Annotated in this window: 23 protein-coding genes; 14 read left to right on the top strand and 9 right to left on the bottom strand. The window is 67.4% G+C overall.

Annotated features, from left to right (window positions below; translation table 11 throughout):
• Positions 1–15 precede the first annotated feature (15 nt).
• The 5 genes from ACP7AZ_RS01530 (at position 16) to ACP7AZ_RS01510 (ending at position 4,605) form a co-directional block, all read left to right on the top strand.
• Entirely contained in the window at positions 16–813 is a 798-nt protein-coding gene (locus ACP7AZ_RS01530) for a thioredoxin domain-containing protein (RefSeq protein ID WP_426035412.1), read from the top strand.
• Between the two features lie 231 nt (positions 814–1,044).
• Complete coding sequence (locus tag ACP7AZ_RS01525) at positions 1,045–2,484, top strand: IS1182 family transposase (protein WP_426035410.1); 1,440 nt, start codon at positions 1,045–1,047, stop codon at positions 2,482–2,484.
• 164 nt (positions 2,485–2,648) lie between these two features.
• Entirely contained in the window at positions 2,649–3,332 is a 684-nt protein-coding gene (locus tag ACP7AZ_RS01520; RefSeq protein WP_426035408.1) for a glutathione S-transferase family protein, read from the top strand.
• A 197-nt stretch (positions 3,333–3,529) separates the two neighbouring features.
• Positions 3,530–3,913: a VOC family protein gene (locus ACP7AZ_RS01515; RefSeq protein ID WP_426035406.1), complete on the top strand. Its 384-nt coding sequence runs from the start codon at positions 3,530–3,532 to the stop codon at positions 3,911–3,913.
• A 254-nt stretch (positions 3,914–4,167) separates the two neighbouring features.
• Positions 4,168–4,605, top strand: a complete 438-nt coding sequence (locus ACP7AZ_RS01510; protein WP_426035404.1) for a BLUF domain-containing protein — start codon at positions 4,168–4,170, stop codon at positions 4,603–4,605.
• Between the two features lie 321 nt (positions 4,606–4,926).
• On the opposite strand, the gene ACP7AZ_RS01505 is transcribed toward ACP7AZ_RS01510, so the two are convergent.
• From ACP7AZ_RS01505 to ACP7AZ_RS01495, 3 genes are read right to left on the bottom strand one after another with little or no spacing between them, the layout of a single operon-like run.
• Positions 4,927–5,766 carry a sigma-70 family RNA polymerase sigma factor gene (locus ACP7AZ_RS01505; protein WP_426035402.1) on the bottom strand — a complete coding sequence of 280 codons (840 nt, stop codon included), beginning with the start codon at positions 5,764–5,766 and terminating at the stop codon, positions 4,927–4,929.
• Positions 5,767–5,819: 53 nt separating this feature from the next.
• Entirely contained in the window at positions 5,820–6,122 is a 303-nt protein-coding gene (locus ACP7AZ_RS01500) for a putative quinol monooxygenase (protein WP_426035400.1), read from the bottom strand.
• A gap of 37 nt (positions 6,123–6,159) precedes the next feature.
• Positions 6,160–6,441, bottom strand: coding sequence for a hypothetical protein (locus ACP7AZ_RS01495; protein ID WP_426035398.1), 282 nt, complete (start codon positions 6,439–6,441; stop codon positions 6,160–6,162).
• A gap of 124 nt (positions 6,442–6,565) precedes the next feature.
• On the opposite strand from ACP7AZ_RS01495, the gene ACP7AZ_RS01490 reads away from it, so the two are divergent.
• Entirely contained in the window at positions 6,566–7,150 is a 585-nt protein-coding gene (locus ACP7AZ_RS01490; RefSeq protein ID WP_426035396.1) for a hypothetical protein, read from the top strand.
• A 224-nt stretch (positions 7,151–7,374) separates the two neighbouring features.
• On the opposite strand, the gene ACP7AZ_RS01485 is transcribed toward ACP7AZ_RS01490, so the two are convergent.
• The 4 genes from ACP7AZ_RS01485 to thiS form a co-directional block, all read right to left on the bottom strand.
• Positions 7,375–9,084, bottom strand: coding sequence for a hypothetical protein (locus ACP7AZ_RS01485; protein ID WP_426035394.1), 1,710 nt, complete (start codon positions 9,082–9,084; stop codon positions 7,375–7,377).
• Positions 9,085–9,153: 69 nt separating this feature from the next.
• A complete protein-coding gene (locus tag ACP7AZ_RS01480) occupies positions 9,154–9,657 on the bottom strand; it encodes a DUF3224 domain-containing protein (RefSeq protein WP_426035392.1) in 504 nt (167 codons plus the stop codon).
• A gap of 57 nt (positions 9,658–9,714) precedes the next feature.
• The gene (locus ACP7AZ_RS01475; RefSeq protein WP_426035390.1) at positions 9,715–10,521 is read right to left on the bottom strand and encodes a thiazole synthase; all 807 of its coding nucleotides are present in this window, start codon (positions 10,519–10,521) and stop codon (positions 9,715–9,717) included.
• A gap of 40 nt (positions 10,522–10,561) precedes the next feature.
• The gene (thiS, locus tag ACP7AZ_RS01470; RefSeq protein WP_303695557.1) at positions 10,562–10,759 is read right to left on the bottom strand and encodes a sulfur carrier protein ThiS; all 198 of its coding nucleotides are present in this window, start codon (positions 10,757–10,759) and stop codon (positions 10,562–10,564) included.
• Between the two features lie 129 nt (positions 10,760–10,888).
• On the opposite strand from thiS, the gene aroQ reads away from it, so the two are divergent.
• The 4 genes from aroQ to aat are packed head-to-tail and all read left to right on the top strand — an operon-like array spanning position 10,889 to position 13,942.
• A complete protein-coding gene (gene aroQ, locus ACP7AZ_RS01465) occupies positions 10,889–11,350 on the top strand; it encodes a type II 3-dehydroquinate dehydratase (protein ID WP_426035388.1) in 462 nt (153 codons plus the stop codon).
• A 25-nt stretch (positions 11,351–11,375) separates the two neighbouring features.
• A complete protein-coding gene (gene accB, locus ACP7AZ_RS01460; RefSeq protein WP_426035386.1) occupies positions 11,376–11,888 on the top strand; it encodes an acetyl-CoA carboxylase biotin carboxyl carrier protein in 513 nt (170 codons plus the stop codon).
• Positions 11,889–11,892: 4 nt separating this feature from the next.
• Positions 11,893–13,245: an acetyl-CoA carboxylase biotin carboxylase subunit gene (gene accC / locus ACP7AZ_RS01455; protein WP_426035384.1), complete on the top strand. Its 1,353-nt coding sequence runs from the start codon at positions 11,893–11,895 to the stop codon at positions 13,243–13,245.
• 1 nt (position 13,246) lies between these two features.
• Entirely contained in the window at positions 13,247–13,942 is a 696-nt protein-coding gene (gene aat / locus ACP7AZ_RS01450; protein ID WP_426035382.1) for a leucyl/phenylalanyl-tRNA--protein transferase, read from the top strand.
• Here the strand turns inward: aat and ACP7AZ_RS01445 are convergent.
• Positions 13,909–14,589, bottom strand: a complete 681-nt coding sequence (locus ACP7AZ_RS01445) for a DUF2155 domain-containing protein (RefSeq protein WP_426035380.1) — start codon at positions 14,587–14,589, stop codon at positions 13,909–13,911. The genes aat and ACP7AZ_RS01445 overlap by 34 nt on opposite strands.
• On the bottom strand, positions 14,586–14,978 hold the full coding sequence (locus ACP7AZ_RS01440) for an NADH:ubiquinone oxidoreductase subunit NDUFA12 (protein ID WP_426035378.1): 393 nt from the start codon (positions 14,976–14,978) through the stop codon (positions 14,586–14,588). The genes ACP7AZ_RS01445 and ACP7AZ_RS01440 overlap by 4 nt, the downstream gene beginning before the upstream one ends.
• A gap of 205 nt (positions 14,979–15,183) precedes the next feature.
• Between ACP7AZ_RS01440 and ACP7AZ_RS01435 the strand changes: the two genes are divergently transcribed.
• The 4 genes from ACP7AZ_RS01435 (at position 15,184) to ACP7AZ_RS01420 (ending at position 19,900) form a co-directional block, all read left to right on the top strand.
• A complete protein-coding gene (locus ACP7AZ_RS01435; RefSeq protein ID WP_426035376.1) occupies positions 15,184–17,952 on the top strand; it encodes a TSCPD domain-containing protein in 2,769 nt (922 codons plus the stop codon).
• A 6-nt stretch (positions 17,953–17,958) separates the two neighbouring features.
• Positions 17,959–18,381 carry an acyl-CoA thioesterase gene (locus ACP7AZ_RS01430; protein ID WP_426035374.1) on the top strand — a complete coding sequence of 141 codons (423 nt, stop codon included), beginning with the start codon at positions 17,959–17,961 and terminating at the stop codon, positions 18,379–18,381.
• A 65-nt stretch (positions 18,382–18,446) separates the two neighbouring features.
• Positions 18,447–18,929 carry a pentapeptide repeat-containing protein gene (locus ACP7AZ_RS01425; RefSeq protein ID WP_426035372.1) on the top strand — a complete coding sequence of 161 codons (483 nt, stop codon included), beginning with the start codon at positions 18,447–18,449 and terminating at the stop codon, positions 18,927–18,929.
• Positions 18,930–18,991: 62 nt separating this feature from the next.
• Positions 18,992–19,900, top strand: a complete 909-nt coding sequence (locus ACP7AZ_RS01420; RefSeq protein ID WP_426035370.1) for a pentapeptide repeat-containing protein — start codon at positions 18,992–18,994, stop codon at positions 19,898–19,900.
• Positions 19,901–19,905: the final 5 nt, after the last annotated feature.

Genomic DNA, 19,905 nt, shown 5'->3' with positions numbered 1-19,905 from the left:
TTTTCCGAGACCTGAATGACCGACCAAGCCCCCGCCCCGTCCCCGGACGACAAGCCGACTCGCGACCCCCTGGCCTGGTTCGCGTCCGGTCGCGGCGGCGCGGCGGCCCTGGCGGTGTCCCTCGTGGCCCTGGGTCTGGCGGCCGCCCCCTATGTCACCGGAGGCGACTTCGGCGGCAAGGTCCGCGCCTATCTGCTCGCCAACCCCCAGGTCATGACCGAGGTCCAGGCCGCGTTCGAGACCCGGGCCGAGACCGTCCGCGTCGACACGATCAACGCGGCCGTCGCCGCCAACGCCGCCCTGATGGCGCCCGACCCGCGCGATCCGGCCTTCGGTCCCGCCGATGCGAAGGTCACCGTGGTCGAGTTCTTCGACTACCAGTGCCCGGGCTGCAAGGCCGTCTCCGAGGACTATCTGGCCCTGATGCGCGCCCATCCGGACGTCCGTTTCGTCTTCAAGGAGTGGCCGATCCTCGACCGGGGCGACAGCACCACGTCCAACTACGCCGCCCGCGCCGCCCTCGCCGCCCATCGCCAGGGCAAATACCTCGCCGTCCACCAGGCCCTGATGGCCGAACGCAGCCTGACGCCGGAGGCGGTGGATCGCATCCTCGCCGCCAACGGCGTCGCCCTGGACCAGGCCGCCGCCGTCATCCGCGACACCGGCACCGACCGCCTGCTGGCCGACATCCACACCACCGGCGCCACCCTCGGCCTCATCGGCACCCCGACCTTCCTGATCAACGGCAAGACCACGGCCACCATCAACCCGCAGGAAGTGGCGGCGGCGATTGCGGCGGCCAAGGCGGGGTAGAAAGAAGCAGCTGTGCTTGGGGACAAGGCAGAACCGCGAGCTGACGACGCTGTTGCGCCCGACCCGGTCATTCACCGAGCGCCGGAAACACGACATTCAGCCATGCCGTCTGAGCCTGGGAACGTCCGCTTTTCGGTCCAACGCCTTTGACCGCTTCCGACCGAGGCTGTGTGAAAACGCCTGCCATCCGAGCGAATTAGCTTATCCTTCTGAGGTCAGCAGGAGGTGGGTATGAGCCGCTTCGTACAGGGTGCCGATCGCCAGCAGCAGACGCTGCTTCCCGAGTGTCTCGACGACTATGTGGCCGAGGATAATCCGGTCCGGGTGGTCGATGTCTTCGTCGACGAACTGGACCTCAGGGGCCTGTGCTTCGAGGGCGTAACCCCGGCGGCGACGGGCCGGCCGGCCTATCACCCGGCCATGCTGCTGAAGCTGTACGTCTACGGCTATCTGAACAAGGTGCAGTCGAGCCGGCGGCTGGAGCGCGAGGCTCAGCGCAACGTCGAGCTTATGTGGCTGACGGGACGGCTGGTGCCGGACCACAAGACCATCGCCGACTTCCGCCGCGAGAACGGTCCGGCGATCCAGGTGGCCTGCGCTCAGTTCGTCGTATTGTGTCGCCAGCTCGGCCTGTTCGGAACGGCCCTGGTCGCCATCGATGGCTCCAAGTTCAAGGCGGTGAACACCCGTGACCGCAACTTCACCGCCTACAAGGTGAAGCGGCGGATCGAGCAGGTGGCCGAGCACATCGCAGGCTATCTCCAGGACCTCGACACAGCCGACCGGCAGGAGAGCGAAGCAACTGAAGCGCGGTCCGGGCGGCTGGTGGAGAAGATCGACCGGCTCCGCACTCAGATGGCGATGCTCAAGGCGATGGAGGCCGAGGTGGAGGCGTCGCCCGACGGACAGGTCTCCCTGACCGACCCCGACGCCCGCGCCATGGCGACGTCCGGCCGGGGCAGCGGCATGGTCGGCTACAACGTCCAGTCCGCCGTCGAGGGCGAGCATCACCTGATCGTCGCCCATGAGGTGGTGATGACGGGAAGTGACCGCGAACAGCTGGCGTCGATGGCGGGCAAGGCCAAGGACGCCATGGGCGTGGAAGCGCTCGATGTACTGGCCGACCGGGGGTACTTCTCCGGCGAGGAGATCCTCGCCTGCGAGGCCATGGGCGTAACGCCCTACGTCCCGAAGCCCCAGACGTCAGGGGCCAAGGCCGCGGGCCGCTTCGGCAAGCAGGACTTCGTCTACCTGCCCGATCAGGACGTCTATCGCTGCCCGGCCGGCGCGCTGCTGCCGCGCCACATGACGACCGTCGAGAAGGGCATGACTTTGCACCGATACTGGGATCGGGCCAGTTGCACCGGCTGCTCGCTCAAGAGCCAGTGCACCCCCAGCATCGAGCGTCGGGTCACCCGCTGGGAGCATGAAGCGGTGATCGATGCGCTGCAGGCCCGGATGGACCTGGCACCGCGCGCCATGCGCATCCGACGACGGCTGGTCGAACACCCCTTCGGCACCATCAAGGCCTGGATGGGACACACCCACTTCCTGATGAAGCGCCTGCCCAACGTGAAGACCGAGATCAGCCTCCACATCCTCGCCTACAACATGAAACGCGTGATGGCGGTGCTCGGAACGAAGCCACTGATCGAGGCGATCAGGGCCTGAGGCGATGACGCTTGGCGTCTAACGCCAACGACGCCCCGCCACTGCCCGACCCGTTTTTACACGGCCTCGACCCATTGCGGACATGCGCTTAGGGGCATCGGAACTCGAAACCTATCATGCGCCTTTCCGAGTAGGGCGTCAGCTAACCGCCTAAGGATCCGAGCATGATCACCATCACAGCCTTCAAGTGGGTCCCGCCATTTGCCGCCGGACAGGTCCGCGACCACCGGGTGCGATGGATCCTTAACGAAGCGGGCTGGTCCTACGAGGTGCGCTTGCTTGATGCCGTGGATCAGAAGTCAGCGGCCCACCGGGCCAAGCAGCCCTTCGGTCAGGTGCCCACGCTCGAAGAGGACGGCAGGCCACCGATGTTCGAAAACGGTGCCATCGTGTTGACGGTGGCGGAACGGGCGGGCGTTCTTATCCCGACCGATTCTGTGCAACGCGCTCAGGTCTTGGAATGGTATTTCGCTGCCCTCAACACGATCGAGGGGGCGCTGATGAATGTCGCTGAAGCAGAGTTTTTTCTGCCCGACGAGGCGGCCAAGGCCGTGCGGCGACCGCAGGTTTTGCCTTTCGCACATCAGCGTCTGGCCGAGCTTCAGGCTGCTCTCAGCAACCGCGACTGGCTGGTTGGCGACGAGTTCTCAGTCGCCGACCTGATGATGAGTTCCGTGCTCAAGATCGCCGTGTCGCTGGACCTTCTGAAGACCTATCCTGCGCTCAGAGCCTATCAGGAACGCTGCCTGGACCGACCTGCCTATCGCAAGGCAATCGACGATCAATGCGCCATCATCGCCGCCCATGGGCCAGGGGACATGCGCTACAAAGAAGCCCAGTCGGCCTGATCCGAACTCTTAGCCTGCGCTACTGTCGTCCTTTTGCGGAGTCCGCTACCCACCCCCAGCGGCGGTTGGGACCTCTGTTCTCGGACCTGGCGGTCAATGTCTGGTTTTCGGCCTGACGTCGATGTCGTGGTCCGACCCATAGCGGTCCTTTACGCCAGTCTGTAGCGTGAAGGCAGCAGCAATCAGGAGGCGTTCGAGTGGATCACGTGGGGATTGGCGTTGCGGACCTAGAAGTCGCGCTTGCGTTCTACGACGCGGCTCTCGCACCGCTCGGGATCAAACGACTGATGTCCTACGGAGCGACAGAAGGACAGGTCGATCACGTCGGCTATGGAAGTGGCTCCAAACCCTACTTTTGGATCGGTCGTGGCGAAGAGATTGGTGGCTATGTCCATCTCGCCTTTCCCGCGCCTGATCGCCCGTCCGTCGATGCCTTCTATTCAGCGGCTCTCCAAGCCGGTGGGCAGGACAACGGCGCCCCCGGCCTAAGACCTCAATACCATCAGGGTTACTACGGAGCGTTCGTGCTCACCCCGGAGGGCCTTAACCTTGAAGCCGTGCATCACACGTTCACGGCCTAAGGCTGCGACCTCCTCTTGGACGTCTGCTCCCCACCCTAAGTCGATACCCAGCGCGTCTGCTTTCCGGGCGCAAGCCGAAAAGCGATGTCGACCCGTTGCGGACATTTTATCAAGCTGTTCGACCGCTCGCCGACACGACCACGGCTGAAGCGCGAGCCGCGACAGCCACGGCGAACCAATTCTTTTTCCATTTGTCGGTGAGTTGACTGACGCGACGCCGGCGAGGTGAGCCGCTGGTGCGGGGGATCCAAGCCATGCAGTTTGAACGACTAACCTACGTCAGCCACGCGACGGACCCGGCGGAATCGGTAATGGCTGCCTCCGACATTCTTGAGCAGTCGGTCCGAAAAAACCCTCGCAACAACATCACCGGCGCACTCGCCTTCACCCCGTCGCGCTTCGTTCAGGTGTTGGAAGGCTCACATGGGTCGCTAGACGTCCTGCTGTTGAAGCTCGCTATGGACCCGCGCCACCACGACATGATCGTCCTAGCCCGCATTCCGATCCAACACCGGCTTTTCAGCGATTGGTCGATGATCGCGCCTGTCTTCACACCTCAGGGGCGGGCTCGCCTGGTGGCCTTGGTGGCGGATCAGACGCCGCCGTTCGGGGCTCTCAACGAACTCATCTATGAGATGTGCGCCGAACAAGGGTCCGCAACGGCCCGGTCCCCTAGTCCGGAGGTTCAGTGACGCCACCCTCGATCCGATGCCTGTAGTTTCCGACCGCTAACCACCGAAAGAGACCCGGGCAACGTCCGCTTCCGGCGCGGCTGTCCAATGTCTGCTTTCCGACATAGGGCTAATGACGGGGCGCGACCGGTGCAGACATTGCTGGGTTCCGCTTTCGGCGTTGAAGCCAAGACTATCCGGCCACTGCGACCGATGCCGAATAGTTCTACGTTTGGGTCCGTGGCGGCACCCTACGACGCAGTATGCCAAGGCGCGCGGATCTGCGATTTCCAACGACCGATCGTGGCACGGAGCTGGCCGAATGCTCTTTGATCGTCCGCGTCACCCGGCACACGGCGGGGCTCCAAGATAATGGACAAAGGCGGCCAGTTTGTCGGGGTTGCGAAGGACAAAGATGTCCGAGACTTCTTGGCCGTCGGTGCTGGCAAACCAGATCAGCACCACAGGCGTGTACCCGTCAGACATCAGAAACCCCCGACTCCGGGCGAGATCTACCGGTCGCCACACGTAGTGCGGCCACCACGCCCTCGCCTGTGCCAGGAAGGCTAGGGCCTCTTCCGATCCGCAGATTGCCCCCACTGACGGCGCCTTGCCGCCGCTGTCGGCGGTCAGCCTGACGTCCCGGGACAGGAAGGCGCCGAACTCCGCCATGTCGTCGGTCCGGATCGCCCGTTCGAACGACTCGAGGAGGGCGCGATGACGGCCAGGCTCGACGACGACGCGAGGCGCATCGGCAGAGATGGCAGCGCGGGCCCGCGACACGAGCTTGCGGCTGGCACCGGGCGTCAGGCCGAGCGCCACAGCGACCTCAGTATGAGGCATGTCGAACACTTCGTGCAGCAAGAAGGCCGCGCGTTCGCGGGGTGTGACCCGCTCAAGCAGTGTCAGGAAAGCTGTTTCGAGACTGTCAGACAGCGCCGCCGGCTCATCAAGCGCTGCTGCGTCCATCGGCTCCGGCAGCCACGGGCCCACGTAATCGGTTCTTGAGCGAGCGGCGGACCGCAGCACGTCGATACAGCGTCGGGTGCATGCGGTCACGAGCCACGCCGCGGGCTCCTGGATGGCCTCGCGATTAGCCGCCTGCCACTTGAGGAAGACATCCTGAAGGACGTCATCCGCATCAGACCGCGATCCCAGCATGCGGTAGGCTAGGCCGAGCATGGCGCCACGGCTGTCCTGAAAGGCGGCTATGTTCCGCGGTCCGACGGATTGGGTCACGAGAGACCCTTTACCCATTTCGCCTGTAGAACCTCGACCTGCGGAGGGCCGTCCAGCAGCGGAGTAACCTCCAACTCATAAGCCTCGTAGGCATCGGAACGGAGGAACGCCTGGGCCTCCTCCGCCGACTTGTAGACCTGAAAGGCGCAGATGCGGTCCTCATCGACTCCAAAGGCGTAGATGTAGGCGAGGTGGCCGGGATTGGTGGCTACGGCGGGCCGCACATGCTTGTTCCAAACGGCCTGAACCTGCGCACGAGCGCCGGGGCGGGTGCAGTGTTCAAGGAAAATGGTGTGCATGTTCGTTGTCCTGCTGGAGACCTCAGACGGGTCTCGATCAGATGACGATCCGCCGTCCCGTATTGTGACGTCGGTCAGCCAAAAAGCGAAAACTGCCGAGCAACACGGCGCTGAGTTCCTTCAGGCTTGGGTGGCGGAGGTCACCGGAGCGCCCGGCGTGATTACGCCTGAAAATTTGTCCGACGCTGTCCGCCAGCGATTCGGGGAAGCCCTTGACGATCTGCTGCGAGACCCGTGAACGCATCCCCTCAGGGTCCGGATTGCCAATGCACGCTCCCCACCCCTTACCGACGTTGGAAGCGTCCGCTTTCAGGCGCATCAATGTATGCGATAGCCCTGATACCAGGGCGCGGATCGTCCCCAAACCCCTTTAAATTCAACGCCCAGCTCTAACGAGAGCCATTTTACGCGCCCTGGTTCGAAACGGCCGGACAATGCCGGGCATGACCCAGACCGAACACAGACCGCCCCGCCTCACCGCCGAAGCCTGGGCCCGCGCCCGCGAGGACTTCCTCGCCGGCATCAGTTGCGTCGTCATCGCCGAACGCTACGGCACGACCGACCGCAGCGTCCGCCGCCGCGCCGCCATCGAGGGCTGGCGACGCCGTGATTTCCTTCCGGCGCGCCCCGCCCCGCCGCCGCCCTGGATGGCGGCGCCGCGCACCAAGGACGATGAGATGGAGATCGATCCGGCGCTGGAGGAGGTGGACGCGGCCGAGTCCACCTCCCGCTTCGGCCTCCTGTTCAACCCCCATCCCCGGACCCTGCGTCGCTTCGCCTTCCGCCAGGCGGCCGAGAACGCCGCCGTCGACCGGCCGCAGCAGGCCGTCGCCTGGATGCGACTGTGCCAGCTCGTGGAGCGCTGCGGCGACGGTCTGGACAGCGACGCCGCCGCCTTCCGCGACGTCGACTACGTCCGCGCCGCCTATCTGCACCGGCTCAACGAGGCCATCGCCGAGGGGCGGGTGGAAGACGAGGCGGCGGCAGCGGATGCGGAAGACGCGGCGGAAGGAGCAGCGGAGACCTGACCTCCCTTAACCGTGCACCCAGGCGAAGGGCGGGGGCCAGATCACAAACCGAAGCGGCCGGGATTTCGCACCTGAACGACTGATCGACAGACAGCGTCTGCCATCTGGACCCCGGCCTTCGCCGGGGTGCACGGAGATCAGGAAGGCCGACCTGGCGGTTTCGTCCGTTTTGTCAGGGTGTTTTTCGTCCGGACCAATGGACGAAACGGGACAGACCCGCGGCCCTAGGCCAGTTTCAGACTCATCTCCCCGCCGATCCATTCGACCCGCGCCTGCGCCCGCGCGGCTTCTGAGGCGGCCGTGTTGCCCAGGGCGGCCTCGGCCTCGGCCAGGACGAAATAGCTGAAGGGGTCCATCGGCCAGTCGGTCAGAAGTTCCTCGATCCTGGCCTTCGCTCCGGCGGCATCGCCGTTGGCCAGCATCGCCGCGGCCAGGCTGCGACGGGTCGGGAACCAGATGATCGGCGGGTCGCCGCCCTCCTCCTCCTGGCCCTGGATCTCGGCGGCGCGGGTGAAGGCGGCCACGGCGGCGGCGGCATTGCCCTCCAGCATCGCCGCCCGACCCTCCAGCACCCGCTGCGAGACCTCGATGAAGTCCTTCATGTCGGCGGCCTGGGCGCCGGTGATGGCGTCGCCTTCGCGGATCGCCCGGATGGCCTCGGCCTCGGCGCGGACGGCGCCCGCGTCGCCGGCCCGGGCCGCCGCCTCGCCGCGCCCGTAGCGCCAGTTGGCGCGCTGCACCGGCTTGGTTTCGGCCGGTTCCGGCAGCGCCGCGACCTGGGCCTCCGTGCCGAAGCGGCCGTAGATCGCATAGGCGTCATTGGCCATCAGCTGACGCCACAGGTTCTCGGCCGGGATGTCGGTATAGGTCGACAGGAAGCCCTCTGCCAGGGCCAGCCCCTCCTCGGCCCCGCCCGCCATCAGGGCCCCGCCCATGCCGAAGTGGATGTTGTGGGCGTGCAGGGCCATGCCGGTGATCCCGCCCGGAGGCGCGGCCAGCCGGTCGTAACGTTTGTCCAGGGCCACGGCCTCGACGTTGGAGCGCATGGCGTCCCGGTAGCGCCCGACGCGATAGAAGGTGTGCGACGGCATATGCACCAGATGGCTGGCCGAGGGCGCCAGCCGGGCCAGCTTCTCGCCATAGGGAATGGCCTTGTGCGGGTCGTCGGACCACTCGGTCAGGTGGATGTAGAGGTGGATGGTGCCGGGGTCGTCGGGCGCCTTCGTCAGCGACGCCTCGAGGATGTCCATGGCCCGGACAATGCCGCGGTCCTTGGGCGCGCCGTCGTCGTCGAACCACTCATCGGCCTGCAGCATCCAGGCGTCGGCGGCGATGGCGGCGATCAGAGGGCTGTCGGGATTGCGGCGAACGATCCGGTCCATGGCCCGGGCGAAGCGAACGCCCTGGCTGGCCTTGGCCCCGGAGTAGCGCTGGATCAGGGCGTCGATCATCTGGCGCTGGACCGCAGTGGCGCCTCCCGCCTCGCGCCGGGCCAGCTGGGCCAGCCTGAGCCCCGCCCGCAGGGAGTCGTCATCCGTGCCGCCGCCGTTGAGGTTGGGCCCGGTCGCCCAGGCCTCGCCCCAGGCGCACAGGCCGCAGTCGGGATCGATGGCCCGCGCCCGGCGGAAGGCCCGGACCGATTCCTTGTGTTCAAAGGCCCAGCGCAGCCGCACCCCGTGGTCGAACCAGGCCTGGGCCTCGGGATTTGTGGTGTCGACGGTCCAGCTCGCGACCTCGCCGAAACCGGGCACCAGGACCATGGAGGCTTCCGGCGCGGCGTCCAGCACCGACCCGACCCGGCCGCATCCCCGGGGGTTCTGCAACAGGGAGGCGCTCGCCTCGGCATCCGCTGCGGCAGAGGTCGCGTCCGCGACGGCGGCCGGCCCCGCCAGACAGAGGGCGACGGCGGTGAAGGTGAGCAGTGTCAGTCGCATCGTCTTCCCCTCGATCCGAGGCGAGGATCCTGCACCAGTCGAAGAGCGCTTCCAAGCGCCCCGATCGTCTCAGGGGTTTGGCAGGCTGTAGCTCAGGTCGTAGCGGTGTTCCCCGCCTTCGAGCGTCAGGGCGAAGTCCCCGCTGATCCCCGCCAGCGCTCCGGTGCCCGAGTTCGGCACCACGGTGATCGACAGCGTATAGCCCTCCGGGCTCATGTCGCCGCGATGGGCCAGCAGGAAGGCCCCCTCCTTGCCATCCAGCGTGCCGACCACGCGTTCCAGCGCGATATAGGTCCCGGTCGTGTCGCCCGGAGGCCCTCCCGTCAGCATCTGGCCGCTCGACACGCCCTGGATCCCGCCGCTGAAGGTCTTGGACAGGATGTAGCGGGACAGGCCCAAGCCCGCCTCGATCACCTCGGCATCGGCGGGCGCCAACGCCACCTCGAAAGTCCCCACGGCGTGATGCACTGTTGTCTCCTGGGCCTTGGCGCTTCCTGCGGCCATGACCCCGATCGCGATCAACAGGCCGAGAACAGCCACGGCGAGATAGCCTCGGAGAGTCAGGGTGCGCATCGGTCGCTCCGGAACATTACAGGAACACCTTGTCCCCGAACCCGCGTTCCGTCAAGCTCAGATCAGCCCGCCCAGCGGCGACGACGGATCGGCGTACATCTTCTTGGCCATCCGGCCCGCCAGATAGGCCTCCCGCCCGGCGATGACGGCATGCTTCATCGCTCGCGCCATGCCGATGGGATCGCGCGCCCCGGCGATGGCCGTGTTGGCGATCACGGCGTCGCAGCCCAGTTCCATGGCGATGGTCGCGTCCGAGGCCGTGCCCACGCCGGCGTCCACCAGCACAGGCACGGTCGCCTGCTCGACGATCAGCCGGATATTTACCCGGTTCTGGATGCCGAGACCCGATCCGATCGGCGAGGCCGCCGGCATGATCGCCGCCGCGCCCGCGTCTTCCAGCCGCTTGGCCATGACCACGTCGTCGGTGCAGTAGACCATGACGTCGAAGCCGTCCTTGACCAGCAGGTCCAGCGCCCTGAGCGTCTCGATCATGTCGGGGTACAGGTGCGCCGAGTTGGACAGCACCTCCAGCTTGACCAGGTCCCAGCCGCCCGCCTCCCGCGCCAGCCTCAGGGTGCGGACCGCGTCCTCCCCGGTGAAACAGCCGGCTGTATTGGGCAGAAAGGTGAACCGGTCTGGCTTCAGATAATCGACCAGCATCGCCTGGGACGGATCGCTGAGGTTCACCCGGCGCAGGGCCACGGTGACGATGTCGGCGCCCGCAGCCTCGGCCGCCGCCGCGTTCTGGGCATAGTCGGCGTATTTGCCTGTGCCCACGATCAGGCGCGAGTCGAAGCTGCGCCCGGCGACGGTCCAGCAATCGTTCGGGGAATCGGCGGTCGGTGCAACGAAGGGAGCGTTCATCGCCTTAATCTAGGCCTACGCGCTGGGGAACGGAACCCGCTCACCCGCCGCCGACGAACTGGACCAGCTCGATCCGGTCGCCGTCCTCCAGCGCCGTCCCGGCATGCAGCGACCGGGGCACAATGGCCAGGTTACGCTCGACGGCGACCTTGCGAACGTCGAATCCGAGCTCCTCGACCAGCGCCAGCACCGTCCGCGCGGCCACTTCCCGCGTATCTCCGTTGACTTGAATGCGCATGTCGTTACGTCAACCTGACCTTTCCGGCGCAACCTCGACTTTGACGAGCGACGCCGTTCCGCTAAAAGGCCCGCCCACCGAAGCGGCGAACCACTCTCATTGGCCCCGTCGCCAACCCATCCGGAGCGAATGCCCGAAACCCCCGTCCTCTACGTCCTGAACGGCCCCAACCTCAACCTTCTGGGGGTGCGGGAGCCGCACATCTATGGGCGCGAGACCCTGGCCGACGTCCAGGCCCTGTGCGAGACGGCCGCTGAAGGCGCGAGGGTGTTCTTCCGCCAGTCGAATCACGAAGGCGAACTCGTCGACTGGATCCAGGAAGCGCGCACGGAAGCTGTGGCGCTCGTCATCAATCCGGCGGCCTACAGCCACACCTCCATCGCCCTGCTGGACGCGCTCAAGGCCCTGACGATCCCGGTCGTCGAGTGCCACCTGTCCAATCCGGCGGCCCGCGAGGAATTTCGACGTCACTCCTACGTCTCGCTGGCGGCCACGGGCATCGTCTCAGGCTTCGGCGCCCATTCCTACGAACTGGCCGTCAAGGCCGCCCTCCGGCTGGCGCGGGAACGCTCCGCATCGCCTGCCCGTTGAACCCAGACCACAAGGCATAGCTCTCATGGCGACCGACAAGAAACTGGATAACGAGCCCTCGGTGGAGATCGACACCACGCTGGTCCGCCAGCTGGCCGACATTCTCAACGACACCTCGCTGACCGAGATCGAGGTTGAGCGTGGCGAGCTGCGCATCCGCGTCGCCCGCGAAATCACCGCCGCCCCGGTGATGCAGTACGCGTCGGCTCCGGCCTACGCCCCGCAGGCCGCCGCAGCGCCTGCGGCCAGCGCCGCGCCTCTGTCCATGCCGTCGGACCCGGCCACGATCGTCGCCAAGTCGGGCGAGCAGGTGAAGTCGCCGATGGTCGGCACCGTCTATCTGCAGGCCTCGCCCGAGGCCCCGCCGTTCGCCAAGGTCGGCGACAAGGTCAAGAAGGGTCAGACCCTGCTGATCGTCGAGGCCATGAAGACGATGAACCCGATCCAGTCTCCACGCGACGGCGTCGTGCAGGAGATCCTGGTCGGCGACGCCCAGCCCGTCGAGTTCGGCGAACCTCTCGTCGTCCTCGAGGCCTGATCCCGTGTTCACCAAAGTCCTCATCGCCAACCGCGGCGAGATCGCGCTGCGTATCCACCGCGCGTGCAAGGAGATGGGCATCTCCACCGTCGCCGTGCACTCGGAAGCCGACCGCGGCGCCATGTGGGTGCGGCTGGCGGACGAAAGCGTCTGCATCGGCCCGGCCCCGGCCGCGAAATCCTATCTGAACATCCCGTCGATCATCGCGGCCGCCGAGATCACCGGCGCCCAGGCGATCCACCCGGGCTACGGCTTCCTGTCCGAGAACGCCCGCTTCGCCGAGATCGTCGAGGCTCACGGCATGACCTTCATCGGTCCAAAGCCCGAGCACATCCGGGTCATGGGCGACAAGATCAGCGCCAAGCAGACGGTGCTGGAAGCCGGCATCCCCTGCGTGCCCGGCTCGGCCGGCGAGGTCGAGACGATCGAGGCCGCCATCGAGGCGTCGAAGTCGATCGGCTTCCCGCTGATCGTCAAGGCGGCGGCGGGCGGCGGCGGACGCGGCATGAAGGTCGCCCTGACCGCCGAAGATCTCGTCGAGGCCGTCCAGACCGCCCAGACCGAGGCCAAGGCCGCCTTCGGCAACGGCGCGGTCTACATGGAGCGCTACCTTCAGAAGCCCCGCCACATCGAGATCCAGGTCGTGGCCGACAGCCACGGCAACGTCGTCCACCTGGGAGAACGCGACTGCTCGTTGCAGCGTCGTCACCAGAAGGTGCTGGAAGAGGCCCCGTCGCCCGCCCTGTCGGCCGCCGAACGCATCCAGATCGGCGAGGTCGTCAACAAGGCGATTGGCAAGATCGGCTACCTCGGCGTCGGCACCATCGAGTTCCTGTGGGAGGACGGCGAGTTCTTCTTCATCGAGATGAACACCCGGCTGCAGGTCGAACACCCGGTCACCGAGGCCGTCACCGGCGTCGACCTGGTCCGCGAACAGATCCGTATCGCCGCCGGCCTGCCGCTCTCGTTCACGCAAGACGATATCCACTTCGAGGGCCACGCCATCGAGGTCCGGATCAACGCCGAAAACTCGGAAACCTTCGCCCCCTCGCCCGGCACGGTCACCGACTTCCACGCCCCCGGCGGCCTCGGCGTGCGGCTGGATAGCGCCATCTACGCCGGCTATTCGATCCCGCCCTACTACGACAGCCTGATCGGCAAACTGATCGTCCACGGACGCGACCGCGCCGAGTGCGTCGCCCGGCTCAAGCGCAGCCTGAACGAGATGGTCATCGGCGGCATCGACACGACCATTCCCCTGTTCCAGAAGCTGTTGAACGAGCCCGACATCCTGTCCGGTGACTACGACATCCACTGGCTGGAGAACTGGGCCAGGCGTCAAAAGACCGACGCCTGACGTGACCGATCCGGCGGCCAGCGCATTCACGCCGCCGGATCCGTTCGACGCCCACGCCCTGTTGCAGTGCTATGCCCACGGCGTCTTTCCGATGGGCGAGGACCGGGACGACCCGCGCGTCTATCTGGTCGAGCCCGAGCAGCGGGGCGTTATCCCGCTCGACTGCTTCCACATTCCCGCCCGTCTGCGCCGCACGATCCGCAGCGAACCGTTCGTCGTGCGCGTCGATACGGCCTTCGACGCGGTCCTACATGCCTGCGCCGCATCGGGGCCAGGGCGAGAGGACACCTGGATCAACGACCCGATCATGGGCCTGTATCTCGATCTGCATATGCGGGGTCACGCCCACAGCATCGAATGCTGGAGAGACGAGGTCCTGGTCGGCGGCCTCTACGGCGTCACCCTGGGCGGCGCCTTCTTCGGCGAGAGCATGTTCAGCAGTACCACAGACGCCTCCAAGGTCGCGCTCGTCCATCTGGTGGCGCGGCTTCGGCTCGGCGGCTGGCGACTGCTCGACGCCCAGTTCCGCACGCCGCATCTGGATCAGTTCGGTCTGCTGGAAATCCCGCAGCGCGCCTATCTGAAACGCCTGGCCGACGCCTTGCCCGCGATCCCGGACTCGTCCGCCCTCACCCGGCCGCTGTCAGGCACGGAGGCCGTGACCTATGCCTTGCAGCCCACGACCCAGGCATCATAGATCGGGTGTTGCAGTCCGCTGATGGCCGGGCTCGACGAGAACATCCAGCCCCGGAAGATCTGGCGCGCCGCGGCGCCGGCTGCCTTCGGCTGCAGAGTCACATCGACATAGGCGATAGCGTCCGAGACCAGTTCGTTCTCCGCCGAAACCTCGCAGGCGCGGGCGGTGAAGATCAGCGCCTGGTTGAAGCGTACCGGGCGACCGCCGACCTCGACCTCGAACCGCATGCTTTCGGCCGTGATCTTGTCGATCGCCTCGATGATGGCGACGCGGCGACGCTGGCGCGGGAGAACGGTATCGGCGGCCAGGCGTTTCGCCTTGTCCACTTCAGACTCGGCGTCCTCGTCTTCCTTGTCCGCATCGGCGTCCGCCGCCTCGGCGTCGGCCTCATCCCCTTGCAGGGCGGCCGTCTCGATCTGAATCGCGGGCGTCGGCGGGGTGATGGCGATGGGCACGGCCGGGGCGGGGTCGCCGGCGGGCGCCGTCTCTTCCGTCGGCGCGGTCGATCTCAGGACGTCGCCGATGGAATCGGGCGCCGGGGTCGCATCCTGGGCCGGCGCATTCTGCCAGCCGCCCGCGACCACGCCGCCCGACACGGCCAGTCCGACGACCGCCGTACTGATCAGCAGGATGCGAGCGCGGTTCATTCGGGCTTCCAGGCCTCGTAGTCGCCGGCCGCTGCCGGGCGCACGCCCTCCTCCAGCAGTGACCCTTGAGGATGCCAGGCCAGCGGCGTTCCGGTCATGTTGGGGCGGTGATCCAGTTCCCAGCGACGGCGCGGCAAAGGTGCCTCGGTCGGCGGCTCATCGAAAGTATAGTGCAGCCAGCCGTGCCAGTCAGGCGTCACCTTCGACGCCTCGGCGTAGCCGTCGTAAACGACCCAGCGGCGCTTGCGGCCGTCGTAGCTGACGTTGTCGCGCGACTGATAATAACGGTTGCCGTTCTCGTCGGTCCCGATCAGTTCGCCGCGCTTGGCGATGGTGAAGAGGGTGCCGATCGTCGCGCCGGACGTCCAACCGAAGATTCTGCCGAGCACGAGGCGATTCCAGTCCAGATTCGGATCGGCGGGAGCCCCGATCCACTCACCCGATCATAGAAACCGGCCGCGTCCGCGTCCAGCGTCCAACCCAAATCACATGGAGCAACATCTTGGGGGTAACCTCGCCTCAACCCGCTACATCTATTGCGGCGACCGTGCGGAGCGCCCTAGGCTGGGGAACCGATCCAGTCCGGGCCTGCGAATGCGTTTCACCCCCTTCCTGACCGACCTGTCCGCCTCCGTCGTGTGCGAAGCGCGCGAGATCGAGCGCGCTGACCGGGTTATCAGGGTGCTGGCCCCCGCCGGCTGGAGCGACGCCAGGGTCGAGTCGTGGCTGGACTGGTACGACCAGTCGCCCGATGACTGGCCCCGCCTCGAGGGGGCGCCGACCCGCACCGCGGCCGCCGGACCGCCCGTCCTGGACGGCGCACTGGATCGCTGGGCCGCCCGCCTCGCCGCCTGGGGCCGCTCCACCGGCATATTCCCGTCCGCGATCGCTGCCGACACCTTCGCTTCGGAACTGGTCGCCAGCGTCATTCTGGGGCTGGCCGCGCCGTCCTCAGTCCTGGCTGAGGGCGCGCGGACTCCCCCTGCAGCCGAGGATCAGCCCGGTCCGACGCGCAACGCGACCGTCTTCGATCTCGGCGACGCCGGGGTGCGCGCGCGATTCGAAAGCGACACGGCGCGGCGGCGCACCGCGCGCGTCACCGCCCACGCCCTGTCCGGGGTCACCCGCACCCTGCGGGCCGTGACTGACGCGGTCAGGCGTTGCGACGGCCCGGCGTCGGTATGCTCCGACCCCGCCGCCAACCCGGTCCTGGGCCGCGCCGCCCTCGCCGCCCGCCGGGCCGGCGCCGACGACACGGCCATCCTGGACGCCATCGCCGGACGGATGTTCTCCGCGCCAGAGCCCGAGCCGTTGAAACAGACGCGGGTCGTCGCGGTATCCGATCCCGACTCACCGATGGATGCCCCGCTGCGCGCCGCCGCCGACGGCTGCCTCGCCGATGACCTCGTCGTGGCCTTCTCCGTGCGCGACGCGGAGGCCGCTGCAGATCTGGCCATCGCTCCGGGCTGCGCAATCGCCCTGCCCGCTGTGGCGGCCGCCGTGCCGGACATGATCGCAGGCCTGGACGCCCTCGCACGGCTGTGGACGACGGCGCTGGAGATCGAGGTCGCCTGCGGCTTCGCTCCGGACGGGCGTCTGGCCCGACGGCGTCACGCCGTGCGTCCCGTGGTCCTGACGCTGGTGGGCGGGCTCGACTGGCTGGCCTCCCAGGCCGCCGGAGCGATCAACGAGACCGAGTTCGTGGCCGCCTCCAGCCTGCTGGCGGCGTCAGCCTCCCTGGCCTCCAGCGAACTGGCCGAGACCCTGCGCCCCGCCGCCGACTGGCCCGTCGCCGCCGAGGCCATCCTGGCCGCCCTTGCGGCGCGCGAGGCGCGCCTCGCCGACCTGACGAGCGATCTGGGGCGGGCCGCGGCCCTGCGTACCGCCCAGGCCCATGCCGCCGCGAGCGCGTCCGGTCGCCGCCAGTGCCTCATCGCCACCCTGGCGTCGGACGCGGAGCGGGATTTGCGGCTGGGCGTCGCCCCCCTGTCCGGTCTCGAAGTCTTCCAGACCCGCGACGGCGAGATCGTTCGCCGCCTGCATCCGACGCTGGCCGCCGCCATCGCGGCCCAAGGCGGCGACGTGGAGGGCGCCGAGCGCTGGCTACTGGGCCGTCGGACGTTGGGGGACTCGCCGGCCCTCGGCCATGCCGAACTCTCGGCGAAAGGGTTCACAGAATTGGAGCTGGAAGCCGTCGAGACGGCTCTGACCCATGTCGAGCGGCTCGAAGACGCCTTTAGACCGCCGACGCTGGAAGCCGGCTTCATCCGCGACGTCCTGGGCATCGATCAGAAGACCCTGATTCAAGGCGGACTGCTGGCCCAGCTGGCGTCCCCCGATGAAATCGCGGCGGCGACGGAGCATGTGTTCGGGCATCAGGACCTGTCCGCCTGGCCCAGCACGCCCATGCGACTGAAGACCGTTCTCGCTGACCTCGATGGCGCGGCCGCCGCCCTCATCCGCGCGGCGGAGCCGTCAAGCGACGTCGCGGACATGACATCGGTGGAGCTGCCCAGCCGGGCGGGCATCGGCGCCGCCATGGCGATGCTGACCCAGGCCGCATCCGAGGGCCGCCGCGCGATTCGTCTGTCCCGCCGTCAGGCAGCGAACCAGCCCCTGCTTCTGCTGCCGGATGTCGAACCGGCCCGGCGCGCGCCGGAACCCGCTCCCTCGCCCCGTCCCGCCAAGACCGAGCGGGTGGTCGAACGGGTCATCGAGCGCGTCCGCACTCGCCGCAAACTCCCCGACCGCCGCAAGGGCTATATCCAGAAGGCCGCTGTCGGGGGCCACAAGGTCTATATCCACACCGGCGAATACGAGGACGGCGAGCTCGGCGAGATCTTCATCGACATGCACAAGGAAGGCGCCGCCTTCCGCAGCCTGATGAACAATTTCGCCATAGCGGTCTCGATCGGGCTGCAATACGGCGTGCCGCTGGACGAGTTCGTCGACGCCTTCGTCCTGACGCGGTTCGAGCCGGCCGGGCGGGTTACCGGCAACGATTCGATCGGCTCGGCGACCTCGATCCTCGACTACATCTTCCGCGAACTGGGCGTCAGCTACCTGGATCGGCACGAGCTGGCCAACGCCGACGCCGAGCCCCTGGACGCCGACGGTTTGGGCTCTGGCAAGGCCGACGAACTGGTCCCGGCGGCCCGTTTCATCTCCAAGGGCTTCGCGCGGGGCGCCACGCCTGACAATCTGGTCGTCCTGCCCTTCGGCCGCCGCACCGAGGCGCCCGTCGTCAGCGGCGACCACAGCGAGGCCGATGCCTGCCCCGCCTGCGGCGACTTCACCCTGCAACAGCGTGGGGCGGCCTGGATCTGCGACACCTGCGGGATCGCGCCCCAGATGCGTGGATAGGCGCAAATGTCCGGGTTCAGTTGCCCGCTCCGCGTCCGCTGGGGCGAGGTCGATGCCCAGGGCGTCGTCTTCAATCCCAACTATTTCGCCTATGCCGACGTCGCCGCGACCGAATTCTTCCGCGCCGCCGGGGTGATGACCGACGACCATCCCGACATGGCCCAGAGCTATGTCGTCGACGCGCGGGCCAGCTTTCGCAGTTCGGCCCGGTTCGACGACCTTCTGGACATGGAGGTCTCCCTGCCCCGTATCGGTCGCTCCAGCTATGAGCTTCGCGTCGATATCCGGCGTGACGGCCAGATCCTGACCGAGGTCTCGTTGACCTATGTCCGCGCCCTGGAGAGCAGATCCGAACCGCTCTCCGACGCCTATCGCGCCATGCTCGCCCGCGTGGCTGCTCCCGACCGAGCTCGGTTCAACAGATCGTAAGCACCTGTGCGCTAACCACAGGGCGACGACTGCCGCCGGTTCGCCGGCTTCGGAGCACGACCGCCGTGAAACGCCTGATCCTCGCCGCCGCCCTGACCCTTATCGCCGCCCCGGCCCTTGCCCAGAACGCTGGCCAGATCGCTCGTGTGCGCGGCGGCGCCAGCTGTTCCGGCTGCAATCTGTTCCAGGGCGACTTCTCGGGGCTGGAGGCGCGCGGCCTGAACCTCAGCGGCTCCCGGCTGCGCCAGGCGGACCTGAGCCTGGCGGTGATGAACCGCACCCGGTTCTCCAGCGCCGATCTGCGCGATGTAGAGGCCTATGGCGGCGTCTTCTCCAGTTCGAACTTCAACCGCGCCGATCTGACCAACGCCAGCTTCGTCGGCGCCTACCTGGAGGGGGCAAGCTTTTCGGGCGCGACCCTGACAGGGACCAACTTCTCCGGCGCCCGGCTGGCGCGCGCCACGGGCCTGATCCAAAGCCAGCTGAACCGGGCCTGCGGCGACGCCGCGACCTCCCTGCCCGGAAGCCTGCGCATTCCCGCCTGCTGAAGACCTCTATCCTTACCGCGATTTAAGTAGGGTTTCGCGTGATCAGGGATCATCTAGAGGGCGTGAATCAAGCCTTGGTCTTCTCCCGCCGTTTTTCCACCGCCTTGTCGGCCCTGGCGCTCTTCGCCGGCCTCTCGGCGCTCGCGGCGCCGGCCGCGGCCGAAGTGAGCCTGCCGTTCCAGGACCGCGACGTAACCCGGATGATCTCACTGGGGGGGGCCTGCCACCGCTGCGAACTGTCGGGCCGCAACCTGGCCGGCGCGACCTTCACCGGCGCCAGCTTCATCAGCGCGACCCTGGTCGGAGCGGATCTGCGTGGCGCCGAACTGGTCGGCTCAAACTTCTCGAACAGCGACTTCACCGACGCAAACATGACCGGTGTGCAGATTCAGGGATCGAACTTCGGCGGCGCGGTCTTCATCAACGCCAATATCAGCGGAGCGGAGGCCCAGGGCGCCGTCTTCAGCCGCGCTGATCTCAGCCGGGCCAACCTGTCGGGCGCCGAACTCATGGGCGCGAACATGAACGGCGCGGTGCTGTCAGGGACCAATCTGTCCAACGCCGAGCTGTTCGGCACCACCCTGGCCAACGTCAGTGCACGTGGAGCCTCCTTCGCCAACGCAGAGCTGAACGCCGCCAACATGGCCAACGGCGACTTCAGCGCCGCCAACTTCAGCAACGCCCAGCTGGACGGAGCCCGCCTGTCCCAGGGGACCTTCGGCCGGGCCCGTTTCACCGACGCCTCGATGCGCCGCGCCGACATCCGGGGCGCCGACCTGTCGAGCGCCCGGGGCCTGACCCAGGCCCAGATCGCGCAGGCCTGCGGCGACTCCTCGACCCGCCTGCCGAACGGTCTCAGCGTCCGGAGCTGCGGCTCCCGGGTCATGATCCGGACGCCTGCGCCGCCGGTCCCGCCCGCGCCTCCGGCGGCGCCCTCGCCGCGCCGCAACTTCGCCAGCGCCGACCACTGATCGCG

Source organism: Brevundimonas sp. DC300-4 (assembly GCF_049897365.1).
GTDB lineage: Bacteria > Pseudomonadota > Alphaproteobacteria > Caulobacterales > Caulobacteraceae > Brevundimonas.
Note: the sequence above shows the minus strand (reverse complement) of the source record. Positions and strands in the feature narration are given on the sequence as shown.